At 71.1% G+C, this 17,793-nt stretch carries 18 protein-coding genes and 1 tRNA gene; 9 read left to right on the top strand and 10 right to left on the bottom strand.

Going from position 1 to position 17,793, the window contains the following annotated elements; all coding sequences use genetic code 11:
- Positions 1-6: 6 nt before the first annotated feature.
- From ACIP5M_RS04035 to ACIP5M_RS04045, 3 genes are all read right to left on the bottom strand, one after another.
- Complete coding sequence (locus tag ACIP5M_RS04035) at positions 7-1,500, bottom strand: SulP family inorganic anion transporter (RefSeq protein WP_401191493.1); 1,494 nt, start codon at positions 1,498-1,500, stop codon at positions 7-9.
- 93 nt (positions 1,501-1,593) lie between these two features.
- Positions 1,594-1,667 (bottom strand) — tRNA-Pro (locus ACIP5M_RS04040).
- A 116-nt stretch (positions 1,668-1,783) separates the two neighbouring features.
- Entirely contained in the window at positions 1,784-2,722 is a 939-nt protein-coding gene (locus ACIP5M_RS04045; protein WP_401191494.1) for a metallophosphoesterase, read from the bottom strand.
- Positions 2,723-2,790: 68 nt separating this feature from the next.
- Between ACIP5M_RS04045 and ACIP5M_RS04050 the strand changes: the two genes are divergently transcribed.
- Positions 2,791-3,252 (top strand): GatB/YqeY domain-containing protein, encoded by a 462-nt coding sequence (locus ACIP5M_RS04050; protein ID WP_401191495.1) that lies wholly within the window; start codon positions 2,791-2,793, stop codon positions 3,250-3,252.
- Positions 3,253-3,321: 69 nt separating this feature from the next.
- Here ACIP5M_RS04050 and ACIP5M_RS04055 read toward each other — a convergent pair whose 3' ends face one another.
- Positions 3,322-5,619: a transglycosylase domain-containing protein gene (locus ACIP5M_RS04055; RefSeq protein ID WP_401191498.1), complete on the bottom strand. Its 2,298-nt coding sequence runs from the start codon at positions 5,617-5,619 to the stop codon at positions 3,322-3,324.
- Between the two features lie 386 nt (positions 5,620-6,005).
- On the opposite strand from ACIP5M_RS04055, the gene ACIP5M_RS04060 reads away from it, so the two are divergent.
- Entirely contained in the window at positions 6,006-6,356 is a 351-nt protein-coding gene (locus tag ACIP5M_RS04060; RefSeq protein ID WP_382637509.1) for a WhiB family transcriptional regulator, read from the top strand.
- A 30-nt stretch (positions 6,357-6,386) separates the two neighbouring features.
- Here the strand turns inward: ACIP5M_RS04060 and ACIP5M_RS04065 are convergent, their stop codons facing one another.
- Both ACIP5M_RS04065 and ACIP5M_RS04070 read right to left on the bottom strand, forming a co-directional pair.
- Positions 6,387-7,649 carry an ArsA family ATPase gene (locus ACIP5M_RS04065; RefSeq protein ID WP_401191500.1) on the bottom strand — a complete coding sequence of 421 codons (1,263 nt, stop codon included), beginning with the start codon at positions 7,647-7,649 and terminating at the stop codon, positions 6,387-6,389.
- Positions 7,646-8,629 carry an ArsA family ATPase gene (locus ACIP5M_RS04070; protein ID WP_401191503.1) on the bottom strand — a complete coding sequence of 328 codons (984 nt, stop codon included), beginning with the start codon at positions 8,627-8,629 and terminating at the stop codon, positions 7,646-7,648. Before ACIP5M_RS04070 ends, ACIP5M_RS04065 begins: the two co-directional genes overlap by 4 nt.
- Before the next feature lie 53 nt (positions 8,630-8,682).
- Between ACIP5M_RS04070 and ACIP5M_RS04075 the strand changes: the two genes are divergently transcribed.
- The 4 genes from ACIP5M_RS04075 (at position 8,683) to ACIP5M_RS04090 (ending at position 11,208) form a co-directional block, all read left to right on the top strand.
- Positions 8,683-8,844: a DUF4177 domain-containing protein gene (locus ACIP5M_RS04075; protein WP_007264966.1), complete on the top strand. Its 162-nt coding sequence runs from the start codon at positions 8,683-8,685 to the stop codon at positions 8,842-8,844.
- Positions 8,841-9,311, top strand: coding sequence for a RidA family protein (locus tag ACIP5M_RS04080; protein WP_401191507.1), 471 nt, complete (start codon positions 8,841-8,843; stop codon positions 9,309-9,311). Before ACIP5M_RS04075 ends, ACIP5M_RS04080 begins: the two co-directional genes overlap by 4 nt.
- Before the next feature lie 155 nt (positions 9,312-9,466).
- Positions 9,467-10,366, top strand: coding sequence for an NUDIX hydrolase (locus ACIP5M_RS04085; protein ID WP_401191510.1), 900 nt, complete (start codon positions 9,467-9,469; stop codon positions 10,364-10,366).
- Positions 10,363-11,208: an MBL fold metallo-hydrolase gene (locus ACIP5M_RS04090; protein ID WP_401191513.1), complete on the top strand. Its 846-nt coding sequence runs from the start codon at positions 10,363-10,365 to the stop codon at positions 11,206-11,208. Before ACIP5M_RS04085 ends, ACIP5M_RS04090 begins: the two co-directional genes overlap by 4 nt.
- A 34-nt stretch (positions 11,209-11,242) precedes the next feature.
- Here ACIP5M_RS04090 and ACIP5M_RS04095 read toward each other — a convergent pair whose 3' ends face one another.
- Positions 11,243-12,046 (bottom strand): nucleotidyltransferase domain-containing protein, encoded by an 804-nt coding sequence (locus ACIP5M_RS04095; protein ID WP_401191516.1) that lies wholly within the window; start codon positions 12,044-12,046, stop codon positions 11,243-11,245.
- A gap of 168 nt (positions 12,047-12,214) precedes the next feature.
- Positions 12,215-12,889, bottom strand: a complete 675-nt coding sequence (locus tag ACIP5M_RS04100) for a Crp/Fnr family transcriptional regulator (RefSeq protein ID WP_003981529.1) — start codon at positions 12,887-12,889, stop codon at positions 12,215-12,217.
- A gap of 254 nt (positions 12,890-13,143) precedes the next feature.
- Here ACIP5M_RS04100 and nth point away from each other — a divergent pair, with 254 nt between their 5' ends.
- The 3 genes from nth to ACIP5M_RS04115 all read left to right on the top strand — a co-directional run bounded on the left by nth (position 13,144) and on the right by ACIP5M_RS04115 (position 16,039).
- Positions 13,144-14,013 carry an endonuclease III gene (gene nth, locus ACIP5M_RS04105; protein WP_401191520.1) on the top strand — a complete coding sequence of 290 codons (870 nt, stop codon included), beginning with the start codon at positions 13,144-13,146 and terminating at the stop codon, positions 14,011-14,013.
- 81 nt (positions 14,014-14,094) lie between these two features.
- Positions 14,095-14,823, top strand: a complete 729-nt coding sequence (locus ACIP5M_RS04110) for an NUDIX hydrolase (RefSeq protein WP_401191522.1) — start codon at positions 14,095-14,097, stop codon at positions 14,821-14,823.
- Positions 14,824-14,836: 13 nt separating this feature from the next.
- Positions 14,837-16,039, top strand: a complete 1,203-nt coding sequence (locus tag ACIP5M_RS04115) for a MarP family serine protease (RefSeq protein ID WP_401191525.1) — start codon at positions 14,837-14,839, stop codon at positions 16,037-16,039.
- A gap of 338 nt (positions 16,040-16,377) precedes the next feature.
- On the opposite strand, the gene ACIP5M_RS04120 is transcribed toward ACIP5M_RS04115, so the two are convergent.
- A complete protein-coding gene (locus tag ACIP5M_RS04120; protein ID WP_401191528.1) occupies positions 16,378-17,334 on the bottom strand; it encodes an alpha/beta fold hydrolase in 957 nt (318 codons plus the stop codon).
- Positions 17,331-17,789, bottom strand: a complete 459-nt coding sequence (locus ACIP5M_RS04125; RefSeq protein WP_401191531.1) for a phage holin family protein — start codon at positions 17,787-17,789, stop codon at positions 17,331-17,333. Before ACIP5M_RS04125 ends, ACIP5M_RS04120 begins: the two co-directional genes overlap by 4 nt.
- Between the last annotated feature and the right edge of the window lie 4 nt (positions 17,790-17,793).

Genomic DNA, 17,793 nt, shown 5'->3' on the forward strand with positions numbered 1-17,793 from the left:
AGACGATCAACGGCGCCGGCTGAGGGTCCCGTGCAGGCGGGCACTGGCCTCGTTGAGGCCGGTGATCTCCACGGTCTTGCCGAGCTGCGCGTAGCGGTGCTCGATCGCGTCGAGTGTGGCGACCGACGAGGCGTCCCAGATGTGGGCCGCGGACAGGTCGATGACCACGTGCGCCGGGTCACCCGCGTAGTCGAACCGGCCGACCAGTTCGTTGGAGGAGGCGAAGAACAGCGCGCCGCTCACCGCGTAGACGATCTGGCCGCCGTCGGGGTCCGTCACGGAGGTGACGTCGGCGAGCCGCGCCACGCGCTTGGCGAAGATGACCATCGCCGTGACCGAGCCGGCGACCACGCCCACCGCGAGGTTGTGGGTGATGACCACGCACACGACGGTCAGCACCATCACCGTGATCTCACCCGCGGGCATCCGCTTGAGCGTCTTCGGCGCGATGGAGTGCCAGTCGAAGGTCGCGAAGCAGACCATCACCATCACGGCGACGAGCGCGGCCATGGGGATCTGCGAGACGGCCGGGCCGAAGACGATGCACAGCACCAGCAGGAAGGCGCCCGCGAGGAAGGTGGACAGCCGGGTCCGGGCGCCCGACACCTTCACGTTGACCATCGTCTGGCCGATCATCGCGCAGCCGCCCATGCCGCCGAGGAAACCGGTGACGATGTTGGCGACGCCCTGCCCGATCGACTCGCGCGTCTTCGACGAGCGCGTGCCGGTGATCTCGTCGACCAGCTTCGCCGTCATCAGGGATTCCATCAGCCCGACCAGCGCCATGGCGAAGGCGTACGGGGCGACGGTGGTCAGGGTGTCGAGGGTGAACGGGACCTCGGGAAGGCCCGGCACCGGCAGCGACGAGGGCAGCGCCCCCTTGTCGCCGACCGTGGGCACCGCGATCCCGGCCGCCACCGTGACCGCGATCAGGATCACGATGGACACCAGCGGCGCCGGTACCAGCGTGGTCACCTTCGGGAAGAACACCATCAGCGCCAGCCCGGCCGCCAGCAGCGGGTACACGGCCCACGGCACGTCCCGCAGCTCGGGCACCTGGGCCATGAACACCAGGATCGAGAGGGAGTTGACGAAGCCGACCATCACCGAGCGCGGGATGAACCGCATCAGCCGGCCCACGCCGAGCGCGCCCAGAACGATCTGGAAGACGCCCGCCAGGATGACCGCCGCCACCAGGTAGCCGAAGCCGTGCTCCCGGTTGAGCGGCGCGATGACCAGGGCCACGGCCCCCGTGGCCGCCGAGATCATCGCCGGCCTGCCGCCGGCGACGGCGATCGTCACCGCCATCGTGAAGGAGGCGAACAGCCCGACCGCCGGGTCCACCCCGGCGATGATCGAGAACGAGATCGCCTCCGGGATGAGCGCGAGCGCGACCACCAGCCCGGCCAGGACCTCGGTGCGCAGCACCCGCGGCGACAGCCACGACGGACGGAACCCGCGCACCCGCGCGGCTATGGACGCAGTAGAAGCAGCAGACACGGCAGAACGGACCTTGATCTCCCAAGCGGTCACGACAACGCAGGAAGGGCCTGATCCGCATGCGGATCAGGCCCTTGACCTGGTTTTACGAAGTCGGGGTGGCGGGATTTGAACCCACGACCTCTTCGTCCCGAACGAAGCGCGCTGCCAAGCTGCGCTACACCCCGATCGCCGCCTTGCAGCACTTGCTGTCCTGGCGACATCGATTACTTTAGCGGACCTGCGGCCGGAGACGAAATCCGGTTTTCGCGGGGGCGGCCGCCGGCCGGTGCGCAGCCCGGCCTCACGCCTTCGGGGTCAGCGTCAGGAGCGTCGCCTCCGGCGGACACGCGAAGCGGACCGGGGTGAACCGGTTGGTGCCGCAGCCCGCCGAGACGTGGAGGAACGCGCGGTGGCCGCCCGCCTCGTGCGTGGACAGGCCCTTCACCCGCTTGGTGTCCAGGTCGCAGTTGGTCACGAGCGCCCCGTAGAAGGGGATGCACAGCTGCCCGCCGTGCGTGTGCCCGGCGAGGATCAGCGGGTAGCCGTCCGCCGTGAAGGCCTCGAGCGTGCGCAGGTACGGGGCGTGCACGACGGCGATCGAGAAGTCCGCGTCCGGGTCCGGGCCGCCCGCCACCCGCTCGTAGCGGTCCCGCTTGATGTGCGGGTCGTCCAGCCCGGTGAAGGCGAGCTCCAGGCCGTCCAGCTTCATCCGTGCCCGGGTGTTGGTGAGGTTCAGCCAGCCCGCCGCGTCGAAGGCGTCCCGCATGTCCTCCCACGGGTTGTGGACGGCGCCGACGACCGGCTTGTTCCCGTTCAGCCCGTGCCGGCCCTGCACCTTCTCGATCAGGTAGCGCCCGGGGTTGCGCAGCCTCGGCCCGTAGTAGTCGTTCGACCCGAAGACGTACGCGCCCGGGAAGGACATCAGCGGCCCCAGCGCGTCGAGCACCTCGGGGATGCCCTCGGTGTCGGAGAGGTTGTCGCCGGTGTTCACGACGAAATCGGGGCGCAGGCCGGCGAGTGACTGGAGCCATGCGCGTTTCTTGCGCTGCCCGCTGACCATGTGGATGTCCGACACCTGGAGTATGCGCAGCGGCCGCATCCCCTGGGGCAGGACGGGGACGGTCACCCGCCGCAGGCGGAAGGACCGCGCTTCGAAACCGGCGGCATAGGCCACACCCGCGGCCCCCACCGCAGCGATGCCGGCAGCCGCTTTCAGGGGTACTCCGTAACGCGCACGCATGGCCCCATCGTCTCAGACCCGCAAAACCAACGGGCGCCACCGGCCCCGCACCTGGCAGACTCGGGTCCATGACCACGCTCAAGGCCAAGCTCCAGGAAGACCTCACGACCGCCATCAAGGCGCGCGACGAGCTGCAGTCGTCCACGCTGCGACTGACCCTCTCCGCCATCACCAAGGAGGAGGTCGCGGGCAAGGAGGCACGCGTGCTCTCCGACGAGGAAGTCCTCAAGGTGATCGCCAAGGAGGCGAAGAAGCGCCGCGAGGCCGCGGAGGCCTTCGCCCAGGGCGGCCGTGCCGAGCAGGCCGCGCGCGAGACCGCCGAGGGCGAGTTCCTCGACACGTACCTGCCGAAGCAGCTTTCCGACGACGAGCTCGGCGCGATCGTGGCGCAGGCCGTGGAGGAGGCGAAGGCGGCGGGTGCCGAGGGGCCGCGGGCCATGGGCGCCGTCATGAAGATCGTGAACCCGAAGGTCGCCGGGCTGGCGGAGGGCGGGCGCGTCGCCGCCGCCGTGAAGAAGCAGCTCTCCTAGTCCTGGGCAACGCCGCACGTCAAGGGGCCCCGGCCGGATCGGCCGGGGCCCCTTGACGTGCGCTGTGTCCTACCGCTCCTCGCGGCCGCCGATCACGCCCGGGTCGAGGGTGATCCCGGGGAACGGGTTGTCCGGTGTGGGGCCGCCCGTCGTCCCGCCGGTGGTTCCGGCCGCCGTCGTGCCGCCGGGGCGTCCGCCGGGCTTGTTGTCCCCGCCCGGCTTGCCGGGCTTCGGGGGCTTGACCGGGTTCGTGGCCGGCCGCCCGCCGTTGTTGCCGCCGCCCGGGACCAGGGGTTCCGGGATGGTGATCGTGACGAAGTTCGGGGACTCGCGCCCGGACAGGGCGCCGGTGACCGCGTCCTTCCAGATCGGGCCGGGCAGGCCGCCACCGAAGACCTTGTCGTAGGGCTTGCCGCCGATCACGATGTCCTCCATCGAGATCTTCTTGGCGCCGCCCGAGCCGACCCACACCGCGCCGGAGATGTTCGGGGTGTAGCCCACGAACCAGGCGTTGTAGCGGTTGTCGGTCGTACCGGTCTTGCCCGCGCTGTCGCGGTCGGTCAGGCCGGCCCGCTCACCGGTACCGGAGTCGACCACTCCGCGCAGCAGGGTGTTGATGGTGTCGGCCGTGTCCTGCGACATGGCCCGGTCGCACTTGGACTTCGGCACCGCGAGGGCCTTGCCGTGCGCGTCGGTGATCGACTCGATGGCGACCGGCGTGCAGTAGACGCCCCGGTTGGCGAAGGTCGCGTAGGCGTTGGCCATGGTCAGCGGGGAGAGTTCGGCCGAGCCGAGCGCGATCGAGGGCGCCTCGGGCAGCTTGGACCCGTCGGCCGGGACCACGCCCAGCTTCTGCGTCATCTCCGTCACCGGGCAGAGCCCGATCTCGCCGATCATCTCGACGAAGTAGGTGTTGATGGACTTCTCCATCGCCGTCCGCAGCGCGTACGGACCGATCTCGTCCTCGGTCTCGTTCTTGGCGGTCTGCAGCTTGCCGTTTATGGGCAGGTTCAGCCACTGCGAGCCGTCGCACCTCTGGATCGGCGTCGGGTAGTCCATCTTGTTCGGCGACAGGTACACCTGCGTCGGCGGCGTGCCCCGCTCCAGCGCGGCCGCCGCGATGAACGGCTTGAAGGTCGAGCCGACCTGGAAGCCGAAGTTCGAGCCGCCCATCCGCTTGTCCACGGAGTAGTTGATCTGCGTCTCGTTCTTCCCGAAGCCGTACGGCTTGGACTGCCCCATCGCCAGCACCCGGCCGGTGCCCGGCTGGACCATGGTCACAGCCGTCGCGATCGAGTCCTCCTGGTAGACGTGGTCCTTGATCGACTCGTTGGCCGCGTCCTGGGACTGCGGGTCCAGGGTCGTACGGACCGTCAGGCCGCCCTGGTTCCAGACCTTCGCCCGCTCCTCGCGCGTCTTGCCGAAGACCGCGTCGGTCAGGAAGGAGTTGCGCACGTAGTCGCAGAAGAACCCGGCGCCCTTGACGGCGGTGATGCAGCCGTTCTTGGGCCGGGTCACCTTCAGGGTGACGGGCTTCGCCTTCGCCGCGTCCGCCTCCGCCTGCGACACGTCCTTGATGTCGGCCATCCGCTGGAGGACGACGTTGCGGCGCTTCATCGCCTCGGTCGCGTCGTTCACGGGGTCGAACCGGCTCGGCGACTGGACGACGCCCGCCAGCAGCGCGGACTCCTCCAGGGTCAGGTCCTTGGCCGGCTTGCTGAAGTAGCGCTGGGCCGCGGATTCGATTCCGTAGGCCTGCTGCCCGAAGTACGTGATGTTCAGGTAGTTCTCGAGGATCTTCTTCTTTCCGAGCTCTTCCTCGACCTGGATCGCGTACTTCAGTTCGCGGATCTTGCGCCCCAGGCTCTTCTCCTGGGCCTCGCGCACCTTGGTCTCGTCGTCGCCGGCCTCTTCGACGAATACGTTCTTCACGTACTGCTGGGTGAGGGTGGAGGCGCCCTGGGCCGCGCCGCCTTCCTGTGCGTTGCGGTTGACCGCGCGCAGGATGCCCTTGAGGTCGACCGCGCCGTGCTCGTAGAAACGCGAGTCCTCGATGGCGACGATCGCCTTCTGCATGTACGGGGAGATCGCCGTGAGGGGGACCACCTGCCGGTCACGCGAATAGACAGTGGCGATCAAGCCACCTTCGGAGTCCAGAATCGTGGTCCGCTGGCTCAGGGGCGGTGTCTTGAGATTGGCCGGGATCTCATCGAATCCCTCGACCGTGCCCTTGGCCGCCAGCCCCAGGGCGCCTGCCGCCGGAATCGCCATGCCGGCCAGCACAACTCCGGAGAGAACGGACACCCCGAGGAACTTGGCGGCCTGCTGGCTCCCCGTGAGCCCGCCGCCCGAGCGCTTCTTTGCCATGGAGGGCAGCCTACGTTCTCATTCACCGGACACGCGCGAATGCCTTGGCCTAAGCTGTCCCCAACTGTCACAGCAGCGCGGTGCGACATCAACCCCTCGGCTTGATTTTCACCCTTCCCGAATGGGGTGGACTCATGTCCGAATCCCGCCTGCTGCGTTGACGATGCCCCGCCGATTCCACCCGAATCGCCGGAATGGTCGGGCATGTCGCCCCATCACTCCGTCGGGTGATCTGCCGCTTACCCATAGTCCGTTCGGACCATTCAAGATTGGGCCCGTCGGGGGTGTTGCACTGTGCTCGCCTTCCGTAACGTCCTCAACTGGCAGCGGTGAATATGCCGCTACCGCCGTGGGGGAGCCTCGATTCGGGAGAGGACGGCGCCGGGATGGGCTGGGTTACCGACTGGAGTGCGCAGGCAGCCTGCCGCACTACCGATCCGGATGAACTGTTCGTTCAAGGAGCGGCACAGAACAGGGCCAAGGCGGTGTGTACCGGATGTCCGGTGCGGACCGAGTGCCTGGCCGACGCGCTCGACAACCGTGTCGAGTTCGGAGTGTGGGGCGGAATGACCGAGCGGGAACGACGTGCGCTGCTGCGCCGGCGTCCCACCGTCACCTCGTGGCGACGGCTGCTCGAAACCGCCCGCACGGAGTACGAGCGCAGTACGGGCATCCTGACCATGGATGACGATGCGGAGATCGACGTTCCGTACGAGACGTACGCGGCAGCCGGGTAGATCACCCGGGCGCCACGCTCGTACGAACGCCTACGCTCCGGCCGGAACCCCGGCCGCGAGTCGCTCTCCGATGGCCCGCAGCCCGGCGAGGTCGTGCACATCGCCGGGCAGGGCGGCCACTTCGGCCACCGCCACTTCGGGGTGCAGCGAGGTGAAGCGGTCGCGCGTGCGTTTTTCGCGCGCGATCACCTGCATGCGCTCGGCGTGCAGGCGCAGCAGTCCCGCCGTGATCGCGTCGACCTCGGTGGTGTCGTCGGTGTCGCTGTCGGCGTCACGAAGTCCAGCTTTCCCGGACTCCTGATCGACAATGCCGCCCTCTTCAAGATTCTCTGCGGCGGCCAACGCCCGTTCGGCGGACAGCTGGTCGGCGCCGCTGCCGTGCACCCGGTTCAGCACCAGACCGGCCAGCGGCATGCTCTCCGCGGCCAGCCGCTCCACGAAGTACGCCGCCTCGCGCAGCGCGTCCGCCTCGGGCGCCGCGACCACGAGGAAGGCCGTACCGGGCGCCTGGAGCAGCCGGAAGGTGGCGTCCGCGCGCGTGCGGAACCCGCCGAACATCGTGTCCATCGCCGCCACGAAGGTCTGTACGTCCTTCAGCAGCGAGGCGCCCATCAGCTTGCTCAGCGTGCCGGTCATCATCGACATGCCGACATTGAGGAACTTCATCCCCGCCCGGCCGCCCACCTTCGCCGGCGCCATCAGCACCCGGATGAACTTCCCGTCCAGGAAGGACCCCAGGCGCTTCGGCGCGTCCAGGAAGTCCAGCGCCGACCGGCTCGGAGGGGTGTCCACGACGATCAGGTCCCAGTCGTCCCGGGCCCGCAGCTGCCCCAGCTTCTCCATCGCCATGTACTCCTGCGTGCCCGCGAAACCGGCCGACAGGGACTGGTAGAAGGGGTTCGCGAGGATGGCCCGCGCCCGCTCGGCGTCCGCGTGCGCCTCGACGATCTCGTCGAAGGTCCGCTTCATGTCCAGCATCATGGCGTGCAGTTCGCCGCCGTCCGCCCCCACGCCCGCCACCCTGCGCGGGGTGTTGTCCAGCGAGTCGATCCCCATCGACTGCGCGAGCCGCCGCGCCGGGTCGATGGTGAGCACGACCGCCTTCCGCCCCCGCCCGGCCGCCCGTACGCCGAGCGCGGCGGCCGTGGTGGTCTTGCCGACCCCGCCCGCGCCGCAGCACACGATGATCCGGGTCTGCGGATCGTCCAGCAGCCGGTCGACGGCCAGTCCCGGCGGAGTGTCCAGTCCCACGGTGTCCGCGTCCGTTCCCACGGTGTCCACCCCCTCCTTCATTCGGCCACCGACTGCTTCCGCAGCTCCTTGGCCAGCCGGTAGAGCCCGCCCAGGTCCATCCCCGCGCCGAGCAGGGGAAGTTCGTACGTCGGCACGTCCAGCCCGGCCAGTACGGTGCGCTGCGCGCGCTCCAGCTCCACCCGGCCCGCGTGCTCCGCGGCCTGCCTGAGCAGCGGGTCCACGAGCCGCTCGGCCAGCCCTCCCCGGCGCGCTCCGCCGAGGCCCGCCCGGGACAGCGCCTTGGCCACCCCGGCGCGGTGGTCCTCGGCCGCCGTGCGCAGGGTGTCCTCGTCCAGGTGGTGCGGCCGCACCATGTTGACGACGACCCGGCCCACGGGCAGCCCGGCCTCCCGGAGCTCGGCAATGCCGTCCGCGGTCTCCTGGACCGGCATCTCCTCCAGGAGGGTGACCAGGTGGACGGCCGTCTCGGGGGACTTGAGCACCTTCATGACGGCCTGGGCCTGGTTGTGGATCGGCCCGAACCGGGCCAGGCCCGCGACCTCGTCGTTGACGTTCAGGAACCGGGTGATCCGCCCGGTCGGCGGCGCGTCCATGATCACGTGGTCGTAGACGTACCGGCCGGCCTTGTCCTTGCGCCGCACCGCCTCACAGGCCTTGCCGGTCAGCAGCACGTCGCGCAGCCCGGGGGCGATGGTCGTCGCGAAGTCGATGGCGCCGAGCTTCTTGAGGGCGCGGCCGGCCGAGCCGAGTTTGTAGAACATCTGGAGGTAGTCCAGCAACGCCCGCTCGGCGTCGATGGCGAGCGCGAAGACCTCACCGCTGCCGCCGGGCGCGACCGCGATCTTCCGCTCCTCGTACGGGAGCGCCTCGGCGCCGAAGAGCTGCGCGAGCCCCTGCCTGCCCTCGACCTCCACGAGAAGAGTCCGTCTGCCCTCGCGCGCGAGGGCAAGCGCGAGTGCTGCGGCGACCGTGGTCTTGCCGGTGCCGCCCTTGCCGCTGACCACCTGGAGCCTGCTCACAGCGTCCGAGCCTAATTCCTTCGCTCCGGACGGCAGGCACTACCCTCGCTCCCATGACCAAGAAGTTCGAATACGCGACGGTCCCGCTGCTGGTGCACGCCACGAAGCAGATCCTGGACACCTGGGGCGAGGACGGCTGGGAGCTCGTCCAGGTCGTGCCCGGGCCGAACAACCCCGAGCAGCTCGTGGCCTACCTGAAGCGGGAGAAGGCATGAGCGGCGTCGTCGAGGCGAAGCTGGCCGAGCTCGGCCTGACCCTGCCCGAGGTCGTCCCGCCGCTGGCGGCCTACCAGCCGGCGGTGCGCTCGGGCTCCTACGTCTTCACCGCGGGCCAGCTCCCGATGGTCAAGGGCAGCCTGCCGGTCACCGGCAAGGTCGGCGCGGAGGTCTCGGCGGAGCAGGCCAAGGAGCTGGCCGCCACCTGCGCGCTGAACGCCCTGGCCGCCGTGAAGTCGGTCATCGGCGACCTCGACAAGATCGCGCGTGTCGTGAAGGTCGTCGGCTTCGTCGCCTCGGCCCCGGACTTCACGGGCCAGCCGGGCGTGCTGAACGGCGCGAGCGAGCTCCTGGGCGCCGTCCTCGGTGACAAGGGCGTCCACGCCCGCAGCGCCGTCGGTGTGGCGGTCCTCCCGCTGGACGCCCCGGTCGAGGTCGAGATCCAGGTGGAAGTCACCTCCGACTGACGCCCCCGCACTCCGACGGCCCCCCGAGCCCCGGCTCGGGGGGCCGTCGGCGTACGGTCCGCACGCCGGTCGGGGGCGCGGGCCCCGGCAGCGGCGCCGCACCTGCGCACCGGGGGGCCCTCGAACATCGGGCCGGATGGCCGTAGCATCCGGCCATGCCGAATGGTCAGCACGGTCAGCAGCAGCCCCCCGCCGGAGGCCAGTGGTACCCGCCGGAGTGGCCCGACCGCATCCGCGCGCTCGCGGACGGCTCGCTCACCCCGGTCGCCCCCAGACGCGCCGCCACCGTGATGCTGCTGCGCGACACCCCCGCCGGGCCCGCCGTCCACATGCTCCGCCGCCGGGCCTCGATGGCCTTCGCCGGAGGCGCGTACGCCTATCCGGGTGGCGGGGTCGACCCCCGTGACGCGGAACACCAGGTCGGCTGGGCCGGGCCCTCCCGGCAGGACTGGGCCGCGCGCCTCGGCACCGATGCCGCCGCCGCCCAGGCCATCGTGTGCGGAGCGGTACGGGAGACCTTCGAGGAGTCGGGGGTGCTGCTCGCCGGGGAGACCGGGGACACCGTCGTCGGCGACACCACCGGCGACACGTGGGAAGCCGACCGGCAGTCCCTGGTGGCCCGGGAGCTGTCCTTCGCCGAGTTCCTCGACCGCCGTGGCCTGCGGCTGCGTTCCGATCTGCTGGGGGCGTGGGCCCGCTGGATCACCCCCGAGTTCGAGCCGCGCCGGTACGACACCTGGTTCTTCGTCGCCGCCCTCCCCGAGGGCCAGCGCACCCGCAACGCCTCCACCGAGGCCGACCGGACCGTCTGGATCCGCCCCGCGGACGCGGCCGACGGCTACGACAAGGGCGAGCTGCTGATGATGCCGCCCACGATCTCCACTCTGCGCTCCCTGGAGCCGTACGGGAGCGCCGCGGACGCGCTCGCGGCGGCCGGCGGGCAGGACCTCACCCCGGTGCTGGCCCAGGCCGTGCTGGAGGACGGGGTGGTGGTGCTGAGCTGGCCGGGACACGATGAGTTCACCAAGCGAGTGCGCCTCGGAGGCCCCGCATGACCGACGCCGTCGCCCTGCCCGGACAGCCCCGCGGAGTCGTCGTCTCCGGGCCCGCGACCGCGCGCGCCGTCAACGTCCTGGCCCCCAACGCCTCCGCGATGACGCTGGACGGCACCAACACCTGGCTGGTGGCCGAACCGGACTCCGACCTGGCCGTCGTCATCGACCCCGGCCCGCTGGACGAGGGACACCTGCGCGCGGTCATCGCCGCCGCCGAGCGGGCCGGCAAGCGGATCGCGCTGACCCTGCTCACCCACGGCCACCCCGACCACGCCGAGGGCGCCGGCTGGTTCGCCGAGCTCACCGGTACCAAGGTCCGGGCCCTGGACCCGGCCCTGCGACTCGGCGACGAGGGCCTGGCCGCCGGGGACGTGATCCGGACCGGCGGGCTGGAGCTGCGCGTGGTCCCGACCCCCGGCCACACCGGCGATTCGCTCTGCTTCCACCTGCCCGCCGACCGGGCCGTCCTGACCGGCGACACGATCCTCGGCCGCGGCACCACCGTCGTCGCGCACCCCGACGGCCGCCTGGGCGACTACCTGGACTCCCTGCGCCGGCTGCGCTCGCTCACCGTCGACGACGGGGTGCACACCGTCCTGCCGGGCCACGGGCCGGTCCTCGAGGACGCCCAGGGGGCCGTCGAGTACTACCTGGCGCACCGCGCGCACCGGCTCGCCCAGGTGGAGACGGCGGTCGAGGACGGCTTCACCACCCCCGAGGCGGTCGTCGCCCGGGTATACGCGGACGTGGACCGCTCGCTGTGGCCGGCGGCGGAGTGGTCCGTACGGGCGCAGCTGGAGTACCTGCAGGAGCACGGGCTGATTCCGGGCGGACCCGAATGAGCGCGCCGGCCGCGTGGGCCGCGCCGGCCGGGTGTCAGGACCGCGGTGCCTTCGGTCCGTGCCGAGCCGTGTACTCGTCCGCGAGCCACGGCCCCAGGTCCTCGATGTAGGTCCGCAGGACGGCCGGGTCGGCGACCGGGTCGAGGGCCACCGCGGCCGCGGCGCGCATCTGGGCCGCCCGCTGCGGGTAGTACGCGCCGAAGATCTCCGCGGACTCCGCCAGGTCGCTGGTCCAGCCGCCCCACCGGGGCATGACCAGGGTGAACCCGGTGCGGACCAGGCGTCGCGCGAAGGCCCGGCTCAGCCTGCGGTACTCCTCCGGTGCCGAGGCGGCCCGGACCTTCGCCCGCCATCCCGGCAGTACGTCGGCGAGGTCGCCGTTGGTCTCGCGGGCGAGCAGGCCGTCCGGCCGGTAGCGGGGCAGGTGCTCCGCCAGGTCGGCGCCGAGCAGCGGGGTGCACAGGCAGGCGAGGAACCAGCCCAGGTCGTATCGTTCCCGCTCGCTCAGCAGGCTGTCCTTGCCGTAGAGCAGGATCCCGGCGCCGTCGATCTGGTGGAAGTCCTCGTCGAGCCCGCGGGACAGCACCTCGGCGGCGTCCCGGTCCTCGTCCGAGGGCTCGTGGTGCAGCGCGAGGAGCAGGTCGAGGTCGGACCGCCCGGGCCGGGCCGTTCCGCGCGGCAGGGACCCGTACAGGTAGGCGCTGTGCAGCCGTCGCCCGTACGCCTCGGCGACCCGCTCCCGGGCGGCGGCAACGACCGGCCTGAACTCGGCCTGGATCCGCCCGAGGGCCCCTTCGCGCTCGATGTACCCGTCCGCGTCCAGCCCTCTGTGCTCCATGCCTCCACTGTGCCCGTCCCGTGGTCGGCGGCGGCAGGCCAAACGCCGCGTGCTCCAGGCTTTCGCCCGGCGGATCCAGCCCCGGACAGCGGTGCCGCGCCCGAACACGCCGAAGGGGCCCCGCCCAGGTGGGCAGGACCCCTCGAGTCAACCGGCGACGACCGGGCGTCAGCGCGACCGCTTGGCGAGCCGCTCCACGTCCAGCAGGATCACGGCACGCGCCTCCAGACGGAGCCAGCCGCGGCCCGCGAAGTCGGCCAGGGCCTTGTTCACGGTCTCGCGGGAGGCGCCGACGAGCTGCGCCAGCTCCTCCTGCGTGAGGTCGTGGACCACGTGGATGCCCTCCTCCGACTGCACGCCGAACCGGCGCGACAGGTCGAGGAGCGCCCGCGCCACACGGCCGGGGACGTCGGAGAAGACCAGGTCGGACATCTGGTCGTTGGTCTTGCGCAGGCGCCGGGCGACGGCGCGCAGCAGCGCGGTCGCGACCTCGGGCCGGGCGTTCAGCCACGGCTGGAGGTCGCCGTGCCCGAGGCCGAGCAGCTTGACCTCGGTCAGCGCGGTGGCGGTGGCGGTGCGCGGGCCCGGGTCGAAGAGCGACAGCTCGCCGATCAGCTCGCCGGGGCCGAGGACGGCCAGCATGTTCTCGCGGCCGTCGGGGGAGGTGCGGTGCAGCTTCACCTTGCCCTCGGTCACGACATACAGCCGGTCGCCGGGGTCGCCCTCGTGGAACAGGGCGTCGCCGCGTGCGAGGGTCACCTCGCCCATGGAGGCGCGGAGCTCCGCGGCCTGCTCGTCATCGAGCGCCGCGAAGAGCGGGGCGCGCCGCAGAACGTCGTCCACGAGTCTCTCTCCTATGTCGACCAGCTCAGGGGACCGGTCTCCCATTTTGCCGGACGGCTCAAACAGTGCGATCAATCACTACCAAGGATGCCGGACGGAGGCGTGTGCTGTGCGGTGTGAGACCAATCGGGGTGGTGTTACCTGAGGTCCGGGCGGGTGTCAGCGGTCGGCCTTAGGCTGGCCGGGTGTCCAATAAGCCGGTGAGAGCACAGGCCAAGGGGTCCGCACGAGTGACGGCGCCCAAAAATTCAGCCGTGGGCGAACAAGCCCTCGAGAAGGCATCTTCGCAGGCCCCACCCGCCCCCGAGGGCAAAGGTTCGGCCAAGAAACCGAAGGTGACCAAGCCCGAATCCCGCCTGTCCATGGTGCGCAGGGCCCGCCGCATCAACCGCGAGCTGGCCGAGGTCTACCCGTACGCCCATCCGGAGCTCGACTTCCGCAATCCGTTCGAGCTGCTCGTGGCAACGGTGCTGTCCGCGCAGACCACGGACCTGCGGGTGAATCAGACGACGCCGGCCCTCTTCGCCGCCTACCCGACCCCCGAGGACATGGCCGCCGCCGCTCCCGAACATCTGGAGGAGCTCATCCGGCCGACCGGGTTCTTCCGGGCGAAGTCGAAGGCCCTCCTCGGCCTCTCGCAGGCCCTGAGGGACAACTTCGGCGGGGAGGTGCCGGGCCGGCTGGAGGACCTGGTGACCCTGCCCGGAGTCGGCCGCAAGACGGCGAACGTGGTCCTCGGCAATGCGTTCGGGGTCCCCGGGATCACCGTCGACACCCACTTCGGCCGGCTGGTCCGCCGCTGGAAGTGGACGGAGCAGCAAGATCCGGAGAAGGTCGAGGCGGAGATCTGCGCGATCTTCCCGAAGAGCGAGTGGACGATGCTGTCGCACCGCGTCGTCTTCCACGGCCGCCGGATCTGCCACGCCCGCAGGCCGGCCTGCGGGGCCTGCCCGATCGCCCCGCTCTGCCCGGCGTACGGGGAGGGCGAGACGGATCCGGAGAAGGCGAAGAAGCTGCTCAAGTACGAGAAGGGCGGCCTGCCGGGCCAGCGCCTGAACCCGCCCCCGGACTACCCGGGCCTGCCCGCCCCGCCGGCGGGCCCGGCCGGCCCCGCCGAGGGGTGAGGCGCAGCGGCGCGCAGCCGTAGGAACGAATCGGTACCCGGACCGCGTTGGCGGTACGGGAGATCACGGACAGGGGTGCCTATGACGCGCGGTACACGGGACGAGACCGCAGGGACGGCGGCAGCGGCAGCGCGCGGGGGCGCCGACATCTCGGTGTCCGCCGAGGGCCTGCCCGACTGGCTGGAGCCGGTCGAGCGGGTCGTACGGACCATCGAGCCGCCCCAGCTCAGCCGATTCCTGCCGCCCGCGGACGGCCGGGGCCGCCAGTCCGCCGTGCTCATTCTCTTCGGCGAGGGCCCGGGCGGTCCCGAGCTGCTGCTCATGGAGCGCGCCGGGACCCTGCGCTCCCACCCCGGCCAGCCCTCGTTCCCCGGCGGCGCCCTCGACCCGGAGGACGGCGATCCGCACACCACCGGCCCGCTGCGCGCCGCCCTGCGCGAGGCCGAGGAGGAGACCGGGCTCGATCCGGCCGGTGTCCAGCTCTTCGGGGTCCTGCCCCGGCTCTACATCCCGGTCAGCGAGTTCGTCGTGACCCCGGTTCTGGGCTGGTGGCGCGACCCGAGCCCGGTGGGCGTCGTGGACCCGGCCGAGACGGCCCGCGTGTTCACGGTTCCCGTGGCGGATCTCACGGATCCCGAGCACCGGGTCACGGTCGTCCACCCGAGCGGCCACCTGGGCCCCGGTTTCACCGTCGAATCGGCTCTGGTCTGGGGTTTCACGGCCGGGGTGATCGACCGGCTGCTGCATTTCGCGGGGTGGGAGCGGCCGTGGGACCGCTCGCGGCACGTCCCGCTCGACTGGCGCGCGTGAGACGGTGACCCATGTGAACGTGCTGGACATCCTGTTGCTGCTCGCTGCCGTGTGGTTCGCGATCGTCGGTTACCGCCAGGGGTTCGTCGTCGGCATCCTGTCGGTGATCGGATTCCTCGGCGGTGGCCTCGTCGCCGTGTCCCTGCTCCCGCTGATCTGGGACCGGGTGACGGACAACGGCACCCAGGTGTCCACCACCGTCGTCGTCATCGCCGTCGTCGTGATCATCATCTGCGCCTCGATCGGCCAGGCCCTGACCACCCACCTGGGCAACAGGCTCCGCCGCCAGATCACCTGGTCGCCGGCGCGCGCGCTCGACGCGAGCGGCGGGGCCCTGGTCAACGTGGTGGCCCTGCTGCTGGTGGCGTGGCTGATCGGTTCTGCACTGGCGGGGACCTCGCTGCCGACGCTGGGCAAGGAGGTCCGCAACTCCAAGGTGCTCCTCGGCGTGTCGCGGGTGCTGCCCGCCCAGGCGAACACCTGGTTCTCGGACTTCAGCTCCACCTTGGCGCGCAACGGCTTCCCGCAGGTGTTCACCCCGTTCTCGAACGAGCCCATCCCCGAGGTGCAGGCGCCGGACCCGGACCTCGCCACCAGCCCCGTCGCCGGGCAGGCCAAGCGCTCGATCGTGAAGGTCGTCGGCACCGCCCCCGGCTGCAGCAAGGTGCTGGAAGGCACCGGCTTCGTCTTCGCGCCCGGCAAGGTCATGACCAACGCGCACGTCGTCGGCGGGGTCGGCGAGCCGACCGTACAGATCGGCGGTGAGGGCAAGCTGTACGACGGCAAGGTCGTGCTCTACGACTGGGGGCGCGACATCGCCGTCCTGGACGTGCCCAAGCTGAAGGCCCCGGCGCTGGAGTTCTCTGACCGGGACGCGGCGACCGGCAGCGACGCGATCGTCGCGGGCTTCCCCGAGAACGGCGCGTACGACGTCCGCTCCGCGCGCGTCCGCGGCCGGATCAACGCCAACGGTCCGGACATCTACCACCGCGGCACCGTGCGACGGGACGTCTACTCGCTCTTCGCGACGGTCCGCCAGGGCAACTCCGGCGGCCCGCTCCTGACTCCCGACGGCAAGGTGTACGGGGTCGTCTTCGCGAAGTCGCTCGACGACCCCAACACCGGCTACGCGCTGACGGTGGACGAGATCCGGGACGACATCCGGATCGGCAAGAGCGCCGTGCAGCGGGTCGACAGCCAGGGCTGCGCCCTCTGAGGCCGGGGCGCCGGGGCGTCGTGCCGCCGATGCGCCGCCGCGGCGTCCGCGCGGTCTCTACGTCCGAGGATGCCGCAGGCGTGCCGAGACCCAGCGTGCCCGGCGGCGCAGGATGCGCGGAATCCCGAGTCTGAGGTCGTGGCCGTGCCGGCCGGCCCTCTCGTGGGTGCCCGGCGTAGCTGCCGAGCGGCGTTCGTGTGCGGTGTCACCGTAGTCGTGCGTCCAGCCCATACTCCGAGCTGTGCCCGCACCCCAAGGTCGGTAACCCCGTATGCGGCGGCCAATTGGCCTATGCGCCGGGCAATTGAATGATTGTCACATCGCCCGTCGGGGGCGCATCAGCGGTCCGGCTCGGGGTCTTTCAGCCAGTTCACCAACTCGGTCGAGAAGGCGACCGGGTCCTCCTCGTGAGGGAAATGCCCGAGACCGTCGAACAGCCGCCACCGGTACGGGGCTTCGACGTACTCCCCGGAACCGGCCGCACTGCGCGTCCGCATCACCGGGTCCAGCGAGCCGTGCAGGTGCAGCGTCGGCACCCGCACCGGCCGCTTCATCCGCCGGTTGAACTGGAGCCCGTCGGGCCGTGCCATCGACCGCATCATCCAGCGGTACGGCTCGATCGAGCAGTGCGCGGTGGACGGAATGCACATCGCCCGCTGGTACACGGTGAGATCGGCGTCGTCGGGAAGCAGCGGTCCCGACCAGTCCCGGATCAGCTGCCCTACGAGTGCCCCGTCGTCGGCGACGAGCTGCCGCTCGGGGACGAACGGCCGCTGGAAGCCCCAGATGTGCGAACTGGCCCGGGTCTGCCCGAAGTCGGACAGCATCGCCGAGCGCCAGCGGCGCGGATGCGGCATGGAGGAGACGACGAGACGGCGCACCAGCTTGGGCCGCATCACGGCCGCGGTCCAGGCGAGGTAGCCGCCCAGGTCGTGTCCCACGAGGGCGGCGTCGGGCTCGCCGAGGGACCGTACGACCCCGGTGATGTCGAGCGCGAGATTGGCGGGGTCGTAGCCCCGCGGGGTGCGGTCGCTGCCGCCCACGCCGCGCAGGTCCATGGCGACGGCCCGGTAGCCGGCGTCGGCGAGCGCGGTCAGCTGGTGCCGCCAGGTCCACCAGAACTGCGGGAAGCCGTGCAGCAGCAGCACCAGCGGCCCGTCACCGAGTTCGGCGACGTGGAAGCGGGCTCCGTTGGCGGCGACGTCCCGGTGCGTCACCGACCTCCCGGGCACGTCGAGCCGTACCGCCGTGGCAGCGGTGGGCGGAGTGCCGGCGTCCGGCGAGGGGGCTGTCATGAGGACGAGCGTGCCACACCCAGGGCCTTGTCACTCAACGGCCGCGCGTGCGGCTTGACGGTTCCGACGAGCGCAGCGGTCTGCTTGACCGACTCGATGGTCTTCACCGGCGGCTTGACCTTCTTGAACTTGACCATGGCGAGCAGCCCGATCAGGCCCGCGAGCAGCCAGAACGCACCGCCGACGATGAGGAAGGACCAGGCGAGGCCGAGCCCGAGGTTATGGATCCCGTAGGCGGCGGCGAAACTCAGTACGGGGAGGGAGAAGAGCACCAGTACGCCCGCGACGACGGCGGCGCCGCTGCCGATGCCCGCGCGCTTGACGTCCTGCTTGATCTCCACCTTGGCGAGGGCGATCTCGTCGTGCACCAGGGCGGACATCTCGGCGGTGGCCGAGGCGACCAGCTGGCCGAGTGTGCGCTCGGCTCCCTGCACTCCTTCGTCCCCTGCGCTCATCGCT

Source organism: Streptomyces sp. NPDC088762 (genome assembly GCF_044750905.1).
Classification (GTDB): Bacteria; Actinomycetota; Actinomycetes; order Streptomycetales; family Streptomycetaceae; genus Streptomyces.